This is a genomic window from Wenxinia marina DSM 24838 (genome assembly GCF_000379485.1).
Classification (GTDB): Bacteria; Pseudomonadota; Alphaproteobacteria; order Rhodobacterales; family Rhodobacteraceae; genus Wenxinia; species Wenxinia marina.
Map to the genome: position 1 here is coordinate 178,786 of NZ_KB902310.1, position 13,989 is coordinate 192,774.

A 13,989-nucleotide genomic window follows, 5' to 3' on the forward strand; every position below is an offset into this window, starting at 1 on the left:
AAGGTTGACCGCAGACAACAACACCGACGGGGAAATCCACATGAAACGCCTCCTGCTCTCGTCCGCCGCGCTCCTGCTGCCGGCCGGCACGGCGCTCGCCGACTTCTCGATGACGATCCTGCACACCAACGACTTCCACGACCGGTTCGAGCCGATCAGCGCGTTCGATTCGACCTGCGACGCCGAGACCAACGCCGCCGGCGAGTGCTTCGGTGGCACCGCGCGCCTCGTCACCGCGATCGAGCAGGCCCGCGCCGAGAACGAGAACACCATCCTCGTGGACGGCGGCGACCAGTTCCAGGGCACGCTGTTCTACACCTACTACAAGGGCTCGATGACGGCCGAGTTCATGAACCAGCTCGGCTACGACGCGATGACTGTCGGCAACCACGAGTTCGACGACGGCCCCGAGGTCCTGCGCGAGTTCGTGGACACGGTGGAGTTCCCGATCCTGATGTCGAACGCCGACGTCAGCGGCGAGCCGCTGCTCGCGGACGCGATCATGAAGTCCACGACGATCGAGGTCGGCGGCGAGACGATCGGCCTGATCGGCCTGACGCCGCAGGACACCGACGAACTCGCCTCGCCGGGGCCGAACGTGATCTTCACCGATCCGTCCGACGCCGTTCAGGCCGAGGTCGACGCGCTGACCGAGGCCGGCGTGAACAAGATCGTCGTCCTCAGCCACTCGGGCTACGGCCTCGACCAGACGGTCGCCGAGAACACGACCGGCGTCGACGTCATCGTCGGCGGCCACACCAACACGCTCCTGGGCGACATGGAGGGCGCGCAGGGTGCCTACCCGACGATGGTCGGTGATACCGCCATCGTGCAGGCTTACGCCTACGGCAAGTACCTCGGCATGCTGGACGTCACATTCGACGACGACGGCAACATCATCGAGGCGTCCGGCCAGCCGCTGCTGATCGACGCGAGCGTCGAGGAGAACCAGGGCGTCCTGGACCAGATCGCCGAATACGCCGCGCCGCTGGACGAGATCCGCAACGAGGTTGTCGCCGAGACCTCCGAGGCGATCGAGGGCAACCGCGACATCTGCCGCGCGATGGAATGCTCGATGGGCAACCTCGTCGCCGACGCCATGCTCGACCGCGTGGCGGACCAGGGCATCGACGTCGCCATCGCCAACTCCGGCGGCCTTCGGGCGTCGATCGACGCGGGCGAGGTGACGATGGGCGAGGTGCTGACGGTGCTGCCGTTCCAGAATACGCTGTCCACCTTCCAGATCACCGGCGCGCAGCTGATGGAGGCGCTGGAGAACGGCGTGTCCCAGGTCGAGGAAGGCGCCGGCCGCTTCCCGCAGATCGCGGGCATGACCTTCACCGCCGACCTCAGCCAGGAGCCGGGCAGCCGCATCACCGAGGTGACGGTCGGTGGCGAGCCGCTGGATCCCGAGGCGACCTACGGAGCGGTGTCGAACAACTACGTCCGCAACGGCGGAGACGGCTACTCGATGTTCGTGAACGCCGAGAACGCCTACGACTTCGGCCCCGATCTGGCCGACGTGACGGCCGAGTACCTGGCGGCGAACGGGCCCTACACGCCCTACACCGACGGCCGGATCACGATCGAGAACGCCCCGGCGGCGGAGTAAGCTCACGCGCGAAGGAAATTCGACGAATTTCCCTCTGCGCCAGAACGAATTTCTCGAAATTCGTTCGCGCCTTGCCTTCAGGAGCGGTCCCCTCAGGGGCCGCTCCTTTCGTCTCAGGCGTTCCGCCGGTACAGCCGCAGCGTCACCGGCATCAGCACCAGCGCCAGCGCCGCCGGCGCGGCGAGCGCCGCCACCACCTCGCCCGCCGTCGCCGTTCCGCTCAGCAGCCCCCGCATCGCCGTCGTCATCCAGCTGATCGGATTGGCCCGCACGAACGCCTCCAGCCATCCCGGCATCGTCTCGGGCTGGACCATGATGTTGGACGCGAACACGACCGGGAAAAGGACGGAGAAGCTGAGGGTCAACACCGTCGTCGGCGTCCGCACCAGCAGGCCCACGACGAGGAACACCCAGCCGAAGCCGAACCCGATGGCCAGCAGCAGGACGAACGCCGCCAGCACCCCCGGCACCCCCGCCTCCGGCCGGTAGCCGAGGATCAGCCCGATCCCGAGGATGATCCCGCCCGCGATCAGGTGCCGCAGCACGTCGCCGACGATCAGCCCCGCGAACGGCGCCAGCGACCAGATCGGCAGGCTGCGGAAGCGGTCGAACAGCCCCTTGGTGATGTCGGTGCACAGTCCCATGCCGGAATAGACGGCGTTGAAGATGACGGTCTGCACCAGGATGCCGGGCAGGAAATACTGCAGGTAATCGCCCGTGGACCCCGCCAGTGCGCCGCCGAAGACGAAGGTGAAGAGCAGCGTGAACATGATCGGCGTCATGACGAGGTCGAACAGCTGCTCGGGCACGTGCTTGAACTTCAGAACGGCGCGCCAGCCGAAGGTCAGCGCGTTGGCGAACGGGCCGGGCGGGGCAGGGCGGGTCGTGCGGGCGAAGGCGGGGTCGGTCATGGGCGGCTCATCGGTGGGGGAGAGGTTCGGCGGGTTCGATGAAGGCGCGAGGCCGATCGGGGTCCCGGGTCAGGCCCGGGACGGGCGGAAAGGGGTGCGGAGGAAGCACCCGGCGAGGACCGGGGATCGCGGCTGACCAGCAAAGACACCCGCCCCGGCCCCGAGCCGGGGCCCCGCGCAGCCAGAGCGCGCGGCTCCCAGCCCCTCACTCGGTCGCCTCGCGCCCGGCGCCCGGCCCGCCGGTCAGCGCGAAGAACACCTCCTCCAGGCTCGGCGCGCCCATGGAAAAGTCGGACGGCTCGATCCCCGCCGCGATCAGCGCAGCCAGCGCCGCGTTCGCCTCGGCGGCGGAGCCGGCGCGGACGGTGAGCCGGCTGTCCTCGGCATTCCGGCCCGGGCGCGCGCCGAGCTGCGCAGCGAGGAGGTCGGCAGCCTCGTCCAGCCGGGACGCGTCGGCCAGCGTCACAGACAGGAACCCCTCGCCGACCTGCGCCTTCAGCTCGCGGCTGGTGCCCTCGGCGATCTTGCGGCCGTGGTCCACCACCGCGATCCGCCGCGCCAGCTGGTCCGCCTCCTCCAGGTACTGCGTCGTCAGGAGGATCGTCACGCCCGATCCGGCCAGCTGGCGGATCAGCCGCCACACCTTCTGCCGCGCGGTCGGGTCGAGGCCGGTCGTCGGCTCGTCCAGGAACAGCACGCCCGGCGTCACGATCAGCGAGGCCGCGATGTCCAGCCGCCGCCGCATGCCTCCCGAATAGGCCTTCACCTGCCGGGTCGCCGCGTCGGCGAGGTCGAAGTCGGCAAGCAGCGCCTCGGCCCGCGCTCGCGCGTCGCGGCGGGAAAAGCCCCACAGCCGCGCCAGCAGGATGAGGTTCTCGCGCCCCGTCAGATCCTCGTCCAGGGACGCGAACTGCCCGGTCAGCGCGATGGCGCCGCGCACCGCCTGAGGGTCGGCCGTCAGGTCGTGGCCAAGCACCGTCGCCTCGCCCCCGTCCGGCGTCAGCAGCGTCGCCAGCATCCGGATCAGCGTCGTCTTGCCCGCGCCGTTGGGGCCCAGGATCGCGAAGATCTCGCCCCGCGGCACATCGAGGTCGATCCCGTCCACCGCGGCGAGATCGCCGAAGCGCTTGATTAGGCCGCGGGCGCGGATCGCGGGGTCGGTCGGGGGGATGTCGCTCACTTCGGCGCTCCTTCGTTCGCTACCGGACCGTCGGCCGCGGCCGCCCGGGCGTCAAGCGGGCAGGGCATCGGGCGCCCGTTGGAAACGTCAGCGGGTTGGTCCGCGACCTCGTGGAAGAGACATGCGCCGCAGCTGGCTGCGGGGAGGGCGGCGCGGCGGGTCCGCTCCGCCCTGTGCATATCGTCCGGCGGATCCGTCCCGTCCGGCCGCCGACCTTTCCACGCCGGACCGCCCGCACTAGGGTGACCCGCGATGAACGACGCCACCCCCTCCCGCCCGCCGCGGCGCTCGCGCCCCGTGAAGGTGGCGGAGGCGATCAAGGACTGGGTCGTCTCGAAGGGCCTGAAGACCGGCGACCGCCTGCCGGGCGAGGCCGATCTGATGGCGCGCTTCGGCATGGCCAAGAGCACGATCCGCGAGGCGATGCGCATCCTCGAGGCGCAGGGTCTGATCGAGACGCGCACCGGTCCCGGCGGCGGCAGCTTCGTCGGCCGCGTGTCCACGGGCCGGGCGCGGGCGCTGCTGGCGAACTACTTCTACTTCCGCGGACTGACGATCGGCGACATCTACCAGATGCGCCGTGCGCTGGAGCCGGTGATGGCCGAGGACCTCGCCGGCCGGCTGACCCCCGCGCAGCTGGACGAGCTGCGTGCGCTGGCCGACGCCTGCGCCGAGCCGGCGACCGACCTCGACGAGGAGCGGGCGCAGCACGTCGCCTCGCTGCGCTTCCACGCCCGGCTGGCCGAGCATGCGGGCAACGAGCTGCTGGGCTTCGTCGTCGGCTTCATGGCCGAGGTGCTGTCCGACATCACCGTCTCGCGCGAGCTGTTCGCGCCGCCGAACCCCGAGCTGCGCCGCACGGGCCACGCCTACCAGATAGAGCTGATCGCGGCGCTCGCCCGGGGAGACGGCCCCGCCGCGCGGCGCGTCATGGCCGCGCACATGGAGACGGCGCAGCGGCTGATGGAGGGGCAGGAGGCCCGCGTCCTCAGCCGCTTCATCGAGGGCTGACGCACCGATCTCCGGCGAAGATCGTGACGGACATCGCCGAAGTCCGGGTCAAACCCCGTGACGGCGTCCGGTCAGTCCGGCGCCTGCCAGCGGTGCGGATCGCCGATGACCGGCACCACCCGCGTCCAGTCCGCGTAATCCCCGCTCGTCGCGCAACTGTGCAGCCGCTCCAGCGCCTCCAGCGGGTCGTCGGCCAGGTCCACCCGCAACGTCAGCGGCGGCCGCCGCGGCGCGAACACCAGCAGCGCCGCGGACAGCAGCCCCCGTGAGTCGCCCCCCGCCTCGCGCCCGGCGACCAATGCTGCCAGCAGCCGCGCCGAGACCGCGCCCGTCGCCCGGGCATAGCCGTCCAGCACCGCCTGCGGCACGTCGGCGTTCGACAGCAGGTTCCCCGCCGCCACCGCGCCCGGCGCCTCCGCCGCGCAGGCCGAGGCGATCGACTCCGCCCCGGTGAAATGACCCGTCCCGCCGCCGCAATCGAGCGCGGTCATCTGCCGGTGCGCCCGGCCGGGGTCGGAGGAGGTCAGCCGTCGCACCGCCTCGGCCGCCGGGGTGCCGCCCGCCATCAGGTCCAGCGCCTCCTCGCCCCAGAACGTGGACGGCGCGGAGCCCTGGCTCGCGCTCATGCCTGTATCGGGCCGGCCGCGCAGGACCCAGCCGCCCACGCACAGCGACCCGGTGGTCGCCGCACCGCCGATGGTGCCGGTTTCTTCGTCGCGGACGAGGATCGAATAGGTCACGGGCTCTCCTGCCTGTCATCGCGCTTGACATTTATCATGATAATTTGGTCCGCTTGACGCAAGGACCGCGCGTCAAGACGTGGCCCGCCCCACTTCGCCGAACAGGAGAGGACCGCACCCCATGACACTTCTCAACTGGACCCGCCGGGCGCTTCTGGCCACCGGCGCCGCCGCGACGCTGGCGCTCGCCGGTCCCGCCGCCGCGCAGACGCCGCCGGGCGTCCTCGTCGTCGGCCAGATCGCCGAGCCGAAGTCGCTGGACCCGCAGACCGTCACCGCGGCGAACGACTTCCGCATCCTCGTCAACATCTACGACGGCCTCGTCGGCTACGAGAGCGGCACGCTGAACATCGTGCCGAAGCTGGCGACGGACTGGGAGATCAGCGACGACGGGCTGGAATACACCTTCAACCTGCGTGAGGGCGTCACCTTCCACGACGGCACGCCGTTCAACGCCGACGCCGTCGTCTTCACGTTTCAGAGGATGCTGGACGAGGCGCATCCCTACTACGACACCGGCCCGTTCCCGCTCGCCTTCTTCTTCTCCTCGGTCGAGAGCGTCGAGGCGGTGGACGATCTGACGGTGCGGTTCACGCTGACCGAGCCCTTCGCGCCCTTCATGTCGAACCTCGCCTCGCCCACCGGCGCCATCGTCTCGCCCGCCGCGGTCGAGGAGTACGGCGCCGATTTCGGCCGGAATCCGGTCGGTACCGGCCCCTTCCACTTCGTCGAGTGGCAGTCCAACGAGGCCGTCGTGGTCGAGGCCAACGCCGACTACTGGAACGGCGCGCCCGAGCTGCAGGCGGTCGTCTTCCGCCCGCTGACCGACGCCAACACCCGCGTGGCCGAGATGCTGGCCGGCGGGATCGACGTCATGGTCGAGGTGCCGCCGAACGCGCTGACCGAGTTCGAGGGCGACGGCTACGAGATCTACGAGGCCGCAGGCCCGCACGTCTGGTTCCTCATCCTCAACATGCGCGAGGGGCCGTTCGCGAACCAGCAGGTCCGCCAGGCCGCGAACTACGCGATCAACAAGGAGAGCCTCGTCGAGGACGTGCTCGACGGTACCGCGCAGGTCGCTGCCGGCCCGACGCCGCCCGCCTTCGGCTGGGCCTACAACGACGCGCTGGAGCCCTATCCCTACGATCCCGACCGCGCCCGCGAGCTTCTGGCCGAGGCCGGGATGGAGAACCCCGAGGTGACCTTCTACGTCACCGAGGGCGGCTCCGGCATGCTCGACCCGATCGCCATGGGCACCGCGATCCAGGCCGATCTGGAGGCGGTCGGTTTCGACGTCACCATCGAGACCTACGAGTGGAACACATTCCTCGGCGAGGTGAATCCCGGCCTCGAGGGCAAGGCCGACATGGCCGAGATGGCATGGATGACCTCGGACCCCGACACGCTGCCGTTCCTCACGCTGCGCACCGCCGCGTTCCCCGAAGAGGGCGGCTTCAACTCGGGCTACTATTCCAACCCCGAGGTGGACGACCTGCTGGACCGCGCCCGCGTGGCGACCGACCAGGACGAGCGCGCCGAGCTTTACAAGCAGATGCAGGAGATCGTGGTCGAGGACGCGCCGTGGGTGTTCGTCGCCAACTGGGTGCAGAACGCGGTGGCGAACGACCGCGTCGGCAACTTCGAGCTGCAGCCGAGCTTCTACCTGCTGCTGGAAGACGTGACCAAGGAGTGACGGAGGCGGGCGGCGCGCTTTCGGCGCGCCGCCCGACTGCGGCACCTGTAGGGTGGGTGAAACCCACCGCGCGCGACGTCCGGAATGGTGGGTTTCACCCACCCTACATCGCCCGAGGCGGCCCCGCTGCCGCGCCGGCCCACCCGGAGGGAGCCCGATGGGCAGCTACATCCTCAAGCGCCTCGTCTCCGCCGTCCCGGTGGTCCTCGGCCTGACCATCGTCGTCTTCCTCATCATGGCGATGATCCCGGGCGATCCCGCGACCGCCATCCTCGGCGCCTACGCCACGCCCGAGAACGTCGCCCGCATCAACCGCGACCTCGGCCTCGACCAGCCGCTGCCCGTCCGGTATTTCATCTGGCTTACCAGCCTGCTGCAGGGCGACTTCGGCCGCTCCTACTCGCTGAACCGCCCCGTCCTCGACGAGGTGTGGGAGCGGTTCCAGGCCACGCTCCTGCTCGCCGGTGCCTCCTTCGTCATCTGCTCGATCCTCGGCGTCGCCGCCGGCGTCGTCTCGGCCGCGCGGCAGTACGGCACGGCGGACAAGGCGATCACCTTCGCCGTCCTCCTCGGCATCTCCATCCCGTCCTTCTTCCTCGGCATGATGCTGATCCTGATCTTCTCGGTCTCGCTGGGGTGGTTCCCGCCCTCCGGCATGCAGGGCCTCGCCTATCTCGGCGGCGGCGGGTTCCGGGACGTGGCGCACCACCTGGTCCTGCCGGCGACGGCGCTGGCCCTCGTGGCGCTCGGCGTCATCGCGCGCCTCTCCCGCTCCGCCATGCTGGAGGTGCTGCGGCAGGACTACATCCGCACCGCCCGCGCCAAGGGCGTGGACGAGCGGGGCGTCGTCTGGCGCCACGCGCTGAAGGCGGCGATGGTCTCGATCGTCCCGGTCCTCGGCCTGCAGGCGGGGTTCGTGCTGTCCGGCGCGGTCTACATCGAGAAGGTGTTCGAGTGGCCGGGCGTCGGCCGGATGCTCGTCGACGCGATCCTGCAGCGGGACCTGCTGCTGGTGCAGGGCGGCGTGGTCCTCGTCGCAACGCTCTACGTCCTCTTCAACATCATCGTCGACGTGATCCAGGCGATGCTGGACCCGAGGATCAAGACGTGACGACCCTCGCGCTCATCGCCCGCAACCGCCTCGCCCTCTGGGGCGGGATCGTCCTGATCCTCGTGATCCTTCTGGCCCTCGTCACGCCGTGGCTGCCGCTGTACCCCCCGAACGCCACCGATCCGTCGATCAAGAACGCCTGGTTCGGGGAGGAGGGGCACCTCCTCGGCACCGACCATCTCGGCCGCGACATCCTCTCGCGCCTCCTGTGGGGGACGCGGGTGTCGCTGGCGATCGGCTTCGCCTCCGCCGTGATCGCCGCGGTGCTGGGGGCCGCCATCGGCATCGTCGCGGGTTATTTCGGCGGGCGGACGGACAACATCCTGATGCGGCTGATCGACCTCATCATGGGGTTTCCCTACATCCTGCTGGCGCTCGCCATCGTCGCCGCCCTCGGCCCCGGCCTGATGAACGCGCTGATCGCGGTGGCGGCGGTGAACATCCCGTTCTTCGCCCGCAACATCCGCGGCGTGACCGTCGGCATCGCCCACAAGGAGTTCGTGGACGCGGCCAAGCTCGCCGGGATGGGGCATGTCCGCATCATCCTGACAGAGATCCTGCCGAACGTGGTGCCGGTGATCGTCGTTGCCGCCTCGACCACGGTCGGTTGGATGATCCTCGAGACGGCGGGCCTGTCCTTCCTCGGCCTCGGCTCGCAGCCGCCGGACCCGGACCTCGGCTCGATGCTGGGGCTGGCGAAGGACTCGCTCATCACCGACCCGCATGTCAGCTATCCGCCGGGCCTGATGATCCTGATCATCGTCATGTCCATCAACCTCCTCGGCGACGGCATCCGCGACGCGCTGGACCCGCGCTTGCGCTCCGGCGCGCTGTCGCGGCCCGCCGCGGCGACGACCGTGGACCGCAGGGGCGCAGCGCCGGCCTTCCGCGACGAAGGAATCCTCGAGATGACCGACCTCTCGACCGAGTTCCGCCTCAAGCGCCGCACCTACAAGGCGGTCGGCGGCGTCACCCTCGCGGTGAAGCCCGGCGAGTGCCTCGGCATCATCGGCGAAAGCGGCTCCGGCAAGTCGGTCACCGCGCTCTCCGTCATGGGCCTCGTCGCCTCGCCGCCCGGCGTCATCACCGGCGGCGCGGTCTATGTCGAAGGCGAGGACACGGTCGGCATGCCCTATCGCCAGCTCCGCGCGCTGCGCGGCGACCGCGTCGCCTACATCTTCCAGGACCCGCTCGCCACGTTGCACCCGCTCTTCACCGTCGGCGACCAGCTGGTGGAGGCGATCCGCGTGCACCACCGCGTCTCGGACAAGGAGGCGCGGGCGAAGGCGCTGGAGCTGCTGAAACAGGTCCGCATCCCGAACGCCGAGAGCCGCATCGACAGCTACCCGCACGAGATGTCGGGCGGCATGCGCCAGCGGGTCGGCATCGCGATGGCGCTGGCGAACGACCCCGAGGTCATCATCGCCGACGAACCGACGACCGCGCTGGACGTGACCGTTCAGGCGCAGATCCTGTCGCTGCTCTCGGACCTGCGGCGCGAGCGCGGCCTCGCCATCGTCTTCATCACCCACGATTTCGGCGTCGTCGCCCAGCTCTGCGACCGCGTCGCCGTCATGTATGCCGGCCGCATCGTGGAGGAGGGGAGCACCTCCGACATCCTCCGCTCGCCCGCGCACCCCTACACGAAACGCCTCATCGCCTGCGTCCCCGAACTGGGCGAGGGCAAGCGCGCGCTCGCCGCGATCCCGGGCCTGCCGCCGGCGGTGGACCGGCTGCCGGACGGCTGCCACTTCGCCGACCGCTGCCCGAAGGCGCGGGACGTCTGCCGGCAGGACGACGTGGCGCTGATGGGGCAGGGCGGACGCGCCGTGCGGTGCCTGTTCCCCGAGGCCGAGGTGCCCGGCGCGCCCGAGGCGGTCCCCGGCCCGCCGGTGGAGGCCGAGCCGATCACGGCAGACAGAGTGGAGGCCGCTCAATGAGTGCTGCGCTGAAGCTGGAGAACCTCACCAAGGACTTCCCCGTCGGCAAGCGGATGTTCGGCCCGCCGAGGGGGGTGGTCCATGCCGTCCGGCCGGTGACGCTGACGGTGGAGACGGGCGAGACGCTCGGCATCGTCGGCGAGAGCGGCTGCGGCAAGTCCACGCTGGCGCGGATGCTGGTCGGCCTGCTGTCGCCCACCGACGGCACGATCGAGATCGAGGGCGCCGCGCTCGACAACGCCGACCCGTCCGAATTCGGCAGGAAAATCCAGTACGTCTTCCAGGACCCGATCTCGTCCCTGAACCCGCGCAAGACGATCCGGCAGGTGATGGAGGCTCCGCTGAAGCACCTGCATTCCATGCCCAAGGCGCGGCGTCGCGAGCGGATCGCCGAGATATTCGACGCCGTGAACCTGCGGGAGGAGTTCCTCGACCGTTACCCGCACGAGTTCTCCGGCGGACAGGCGCAGCGGATCGGCATCGCCCGGGCGCTCGCGGCGGAGGCGCGCATCCTGATCCTGGACGAGCCGGTCTCGGCGCTGGACGTCAGCGTGCAGGCGCAGGTGCTGAACCTGCTGGCGCGGCTGAAGGCGGAGCTGGGGCTTACGTACCTGTTCATCTCCCACGACCTCGCCGTGGTCGAGGCGGTGTCCGACCGGGTCGCGGTGCTCTACTTCGGCGCGGTCGTGGAGGTGGGGCGCGCCGAGGACGTCTTCCGCGCCCCCCGGCACCCCTACACGAAGTTGCTCGCCGACAGTGCGCCTGTCGTGGGCCGCGATCTCAAGGCACCCGAAGGGCGGGAGACCGAGTTGCCCGATCCGCTGAATCCGCCGACGGGCTGCGCCTTCCGCGCGCGATGTCCGCGGGCGGTGGACCGCTGCGCGGCGGAGGACCCGCCGTTGATGGAAATGGGGTCGGGGCAGCTTGCGGCGTGCTTCAATCCGGTGCCTGAGGGTGAGGCGGCCAAGTGACTTCGCCCCGTCTTTAGGACCGTTCGATCCGATCCCCACAACCCGTCCCGCCCGGGCGGCGGCGCCAGCCGCCCGGGCAACGGATGGCCGCCCCCCGGCCAGCCGCTTCGCCAACGTCTTCCGGGACGTCCGCGTCCGGCGTGGTTGAGGGATAAAGCACTCCGGGCGATGGCTCTCGCACGGCTGACCGCGGCCATCCGCTGCCCTCTCGTTTCAAGCCTCCTGGACTCGCCGACCGATACGCTCTCGGGGCGCGAAGAGGTCCTTCAGCGCCCCGGCATGGTCTCGAAGGATGCGATGAACCAAGCCGGGGCCGGGGCAGCGGGTTTCACGCACCTACGCCCGCTCCGCCTCAACCACCTCGTCCTCCGGGAAATGACACGCTGCCGGGTGCGGCGTCCCCTCCAGAGCCGGCCGGACCTCGCGGCACACGTCCTGCGTCTTCCAGCAGCGCGGCGCGAAGGGGCACCCCGGCGGCACGTTCAGCGGCGAAGGCAGCTCGCCCTTCAGCTCGATCCGCCGCCGACCCGCGCCCGGCTCCGCCCGCGGCGTGGCCGAGAGCAGCGCCCGCGTGTAGGGGTGCCGTGGCCGCTCGAACACCTCGTCCTTCGGTCCGGTCTCCACCGGGCGGCCAAGGTACATCACCACCACGTCGTCCGCGATGTGCCGCACGACGGACAGGTCGTGGCTGATGAACAGGTACGCCAGCCCCAGCCGCTCCTGCAAATCCAGCAGCAGGTTCAGGATCTGGCTCTGGATCGACAGGTCCAGCGCCGAGACCGGCTCGTCCAGTACCAGCAGCCGCGGCTCGAGCATCAGCGCCCGGGCCACCGCGATCCGCTGCCGCTGACCGCCCGAGAACATGTGCGGGTAGCGGTCGTAATGCTCGGGCCGGAGGCCGACGAGGCGCATCATCTCGCGCCCCTTCTCCTGCCGCTCCTTCGCCGACATGTCGCGGCGGTTGATCTTCAGCGGTTCCTCCAGGATCGCCCCGACCCGCTGGCGCAGGTTGAGCGATCCGTAGGGGTCCTGGAAGACGATCTGCACCTCGGTCCGCAGGCGGTCCCAGTTCTCCGGCACCGTGGGGATGCCGGCGATCGACAGCTTCCCGCGGGTCGGTTCCTCGATGAGCGTGACCATGCGGGCGAGGGTGGACTTGCCGCAGCCGCTCTCGCCGACGACGGCGAGGGTCTTGCCGGGGGACAGGGTGAAGGACGTGTCGGTGACCGCCCGGACGAGACCGGGCTTGCCGAAGAGGCCGCCGCCGACCTCGTAGTCGCGGCCGAGATCCTCGGCGATCAGGACGGGCTCGCTCATGCCGCCACCTCGGGTGCGTGCAGGGGATAGTGGCAGCGCGCGCGCCCCAGCTCCGCCGGCTGGACCGGCGGCGGCACGGTGCGGCAGCGCTCGTCCGCGAACTGGCAGCGGGGCGAGAAGAGGCAGCCCTGCGGCCGGTCGTGCTGACCGGGGACGACGCCGGGGATGGTCGCCAGCCGGCGCTCGGTCGCCCGCTCGGGCAGCGCGGCGAGGAGGGCGGCGGTGTAGGGGTGGTGCGGCGTGGCGAAGAGGTCGGCGACCGGCTGGTCCTCGACCTTCTGGCCGGCATACTGCACCGCCACCCGCTCCGCCGTCTCGGCCACCACGCCCATGTCGTGGGTGATCAGGATCAGGCCCATCCCGGTGTCGCGCTGCAGCCCGGTCAGCAGGTCCAGGATCTGCGCCTGGATCGTCACGTCGAGCGCCGTCGTCGGCTCGTCCGCGATCAGCAGGCGCGGCCGGCAGGCGATCGCCATCGCGATCATCACCCGCTGGTTCATGCCCCCCGACAGCTGGTGCGGAAACGCCTTCAGCCGCCGCTCTGCATCGGGGATGCCGACCATCGTCAGCAGCTCCACCGCGCGGTCCTGGCGCTGTCGGGAATTGAGGTCGGTGTGCTGGCGCAGCGCCTCGCGGATCTGGAAGCCGGTGGTGAAGCAGGGGTTCAGGCTGCTCATCGGCTCCTGGAAGATCATGGCGAGGTCGCGGCCGATGATCTGCCGGCGCGCGCGGCCCGACAGGCGCCGAAGGTCCTGCCCGTCGAAGCTCATCTCGTCGGCCGTGATCGTCGCGGTCCAGGGCAGGAGGCCCATCGTGGCGAGCATCGAGACGGACTTGCCCGACCCGCTCTCGCCGACGATGGCGAGGATCTCGCCCTCGCCCACGTCCACGTCCACGCTGTCGACCGCGCGGAACTGGCCGCCGCCGGTGGCGAACTCGACGGTCAGGTTGCGGATGCGCAGCAGGCTCACAGGCCCACCGCCTTGCGCAGCGCGTCGTTCATCCGCGTCTGCCATCCCGGCCCGTCCGCCTTGAACCGCTCCACCACGTCGGGGTCGAGACGCAGCGTAGTCTGAACCTTGGGATTGGGCGCGCGGGGGCGACCGCGGGTGCCGGCCTGCAGTACGCCGGTCCTGCGGATATGCGCCTCCCACTCCGGGGTCGAGATGTCAGGGATGTCGTCGTCCTCGAACACGGTCTCAGTCTCGGCCTGCGAGGTCCGGCGCATACTTTCGTTTCTCGCGTTCATTGGCTTTCCTCATGCTTATGACCCGTCGCCGGGACCCGCGCTCGGTCCACACGACGATGGCGAGACGCGCTCCGATGTAGCCGACGGTCACGATCCGGTTCTCGCGGTAGTCCTGCCGCATGTCCGGGAAGTCGAGATGCGGTCCCTCCCAGATTTCAGCGGCGAGAGCCACATCCAGACCACGCTCCGCCAGGATGCGCCGCCGCTTGTCCTCGTCGTACTCTACGTCCATTTCATGTAGTTACGAAAAATCC

The 13,989-nt window shown here is 70.2% G+C and carries 13 protein-coding genes; 6 read left to right on the plus strand and 7 right to left on the minus strand.

Annotated features, from left to right (window positions below; translation table 11 throughout):
* Positions 1-40: 40 nt before the first annotated feature.
* Entirely contained in the window at positions 41-1,612 is a 1,572-nt protein-coding gene (locus A37W_RS0115605; RefSeq protein ID WP_040754175.1) for a bifunctional metallophosphatase/5'-nucleotidase, read from the plus strand.
* Positions 1,613-1,725: 113 nt separating this feature from the next.
* Here the strand turns inward: A37W_RS0115605 and A37W_RS0115610 are convergent, their stop codons facing one another.
* Together A37W_RS0115610 and A37W_RS0115615 are read right to left on the minus strand one after the other, a co-directional pair.
* Positions 1,726-2,523, minus strand: a complete 798-nt coding sequence (locus tag A37W_RS0115610; protein ID WP_018303974.1) for an ABC transporter permease — start codon at positions 2,521-2,523, stop codon at positions 1,726-1,728.
* Positions 2,524-2,728: 205 nt separating this feature from the next.
* On the minus strand, positions 2,729-3,703 hold the full coding sequence (locus A37W_RS0115615) for a daunorubicin resistance protein DrrA family ABC transporter ATP-binding protein (RefSeq protein WP_018303975.1): 975 nt from the start codon (positions 3,701-3,703) through the stop codon (positions 2,729-2,731).
* 252 nt (positions 3,704-3,955) lie between these two features.
* On the opposite strand from A37W_RS0115615, the gene A37W_RS0115620 reads away from it, so the two are divergent.
* Complete coding sequence (locus A37W_RS0115620) at positions 3,956-4,714, plus strand: FadR/GntR family transcriptional regulator (protein WP_018303976.1); 759 nt, start codon at positions 3,956-3,958, stop codon at positions 4,712-4,714.
* A 71-nt stretch (positions 4,715-4,785) separates the two neighbouring features.
* Here the strand turns inward: A37W_RS0115620 and A37W_RS0115625 are convergent, their stop codons facing one another.
* Positions 4,786-5,454 (minus strand): DUF1028 domain-containing protein, encoded by a 669-nt coding sequence (locus tag A37W_RS0115625; protein WP_018303977.1) that lies wholly within the window; start codon positions 5,452-5,454, stop codon positions 4,786-4,788.
* A 121-nt stretch (positions 5,455-5,575) separates the two neighbouring features.
* Between A37W_RS0115625 and A37W_RS0115630 the strand changes: the two genes are divergently transcribed.
* From A37W_RS0115630 to A37W_RS0115645, 4 genes are all read left to right on the plus strand, one after another.
* A complete protein-coding gene (locus tag A37W_RS0115630; RefSeq protein WP_018303978.1) occupies positions 5,576-7,147 on the plus strand; it encodes an ABC transporter substrate-binding protein in 1,572 nt (523 codons plus the stop codon).
* Between the two features lie 157 nt (positions 7,148-7,304).
* Entirely contained in the window at positions 7,305-8,258 is a 954-nt protein-coding gene (locus tag A37W_RS0115635; RefSeq protein WP_018303979.1) for an ABC transporter permease, read from the plus strand.
* Positions 8,255-10,198, plus strand: a complete 1,944-nt coding sequence (locus tag A37W_RS0115640) for a dipeptide/oligopeptide/nickel ABC transporter permease/ATP-binding protein (protein WP_018303980.1) — start codon at positions 8,255-8,257, stop codon at positions 10,196-10,198. Before A37W_RS0115635 ends, A37W_RS0115640 begins: the two co-directional genes overlap by 4 nt.
* Positions 10,195-11,169 (plus strand): ABC transporter ATP-binding protein, encoded by a 975-nt coding sequence (locus tag A37W_RS0115645; protein WP_018303981.1) that lies wholly within the window; start codon positions 10,195-10,197, stop codon positions 11,167-11,169. The genes A37W_RS0115640 and A37W_RS0115645 overlap by 4 nt, the downstream gene beginning before the upstream one ends.
* A 336-nt stretch (positions 11,170-11,505) precedes the next feature.
* Here A37W_RS0115645 and A37W_RS0115650 read toward each other — a convergent pair whose 3' ends face one another.
* From A37W_RS0115650 to A37W_RS0115665, 4 genes are read right to left on the minus strand one after another with little or no spacing between them, the layout of a single operon-like run.
* On the minus strand, positions 11,506-12,486 hold the full coding sequence (locus A37W_RS0115650) for an ABC transporter ATP-binding protein (protein ID WP_018303982.1): 981 nt from the start codon (positions 12,484-12,486) through the stop codon (positions 11,506-11,508).
* The gene (locus A37W_RS0115655) at positions 12,483-13,457 is read right to left on the minus strand and encodes an ABC transporter ATP-binding protein (RefSeq protein ID WP_018303983.1); all 975 of its coding nucleotides are present in this window, start codon (positions 13,455-13,457) and stop codon (positions 12,483-12,485) included. Before A37W_RS0115655 ends, A37W_RS0115650 begins: the two co-directional genes overlap by 4 nt.
* A complete protein-coding gene (locus tag A37W_RS0115660; protein ID WP_018303984.1) occupies positions 13,454-13,714 on the minus strand; it encodes a BrnA antitoxin family protein in 261 nt (86 codons plus the stop codon). The genes A37W_RS0115655 and A37W_RS0115660 overlap by 4 nt, the downstream gene beginning before the upstream one ends.
* On the minus strand, positions 13,686-13,967 hold the full coding sequence (locus A37W_RS0115665) for a BrnT family toxin (RefSeq protein ID WP_018303985.1): 282 nt from the start codon (positions 13,965-13,967) through the stop codon (positions 13,686-13,688). Before A37W_RS0115665 ends, A37W_RS0115660 begins: the two co-directional genes overlap by 29 nt.
* Positions 13,968-13,989: the final 22 nt, after the last annotated feature.

Excerpts from the sequence above, each read along its gene's own strand:
- A37W_RS0115610 (WP_018303974.1), bottom strand. The coding sequence starts at position 2,523 with ATGACCGACCCCGCCTTCGCCCGCACGACCCGCCCTGCCCCGCCCGGC.
- A37W_RS0115665 (WP_018303985.1), bottom strand. The coding sequence starts at position 13,967 with ATGGACGTAGAGTACGACGAGGACAAGCGGCGGCGCATCCTGGCGGAG.
- A37W_RS0115660 (WP_018303984.1), bottom strand. The coding sequence starts at position 13,714 with ATGCGCCGGACCTCGCAGGCCGAGACTGAGACCGTGTTCGAGGACGAC.
- A37W_RS0115605 (WP_040754175.1), top strand. The coding sequence starts at position 41 with ATGAAACGCCTCCTGCTCTCGTCCGCCGCGCTCCTGCTGCCGGCCGGC.
- A37W_RS0115620 (WP_018303976.1), top strand. The coding sequence starts at position 3,956 with ATGAACGACGCCACCCCCTCCCGCCCGCCGCGGCGCTCGCGCCCCGTG.
- A37W_RS0115630 (WP_018303978.1), top strand. The coding sequence starts at position 5,576 with ATGACACTTCTCAACTGGACCCGCCGGGCGCTTCTGGCCACCGGCGCC.
- A37W_RS0115635 (WP_018303979.1), top strand. The coding sequence starts at position 7,305 with ATGGGCAGCTACATCCTCAAGCGCCTCGTCTCCGCCGTCCCGGTGGTC.
- A37W_RS0115645 (WP_018303981.1), top strand. The coding sequence starts at position 10,195 with ATGAGTGCTGCGCTGAAGCTGGAGAACCTCACCAAGGACTTCCCCGTC.
- A37W_RS0115650 (WP_018303982.1), bottom strand. The coding sequence starts at position 12,486 with ATGAGCGAGCCCGTCCTGATCGCCGAGGATCTCGGCCGCGACTACGAG.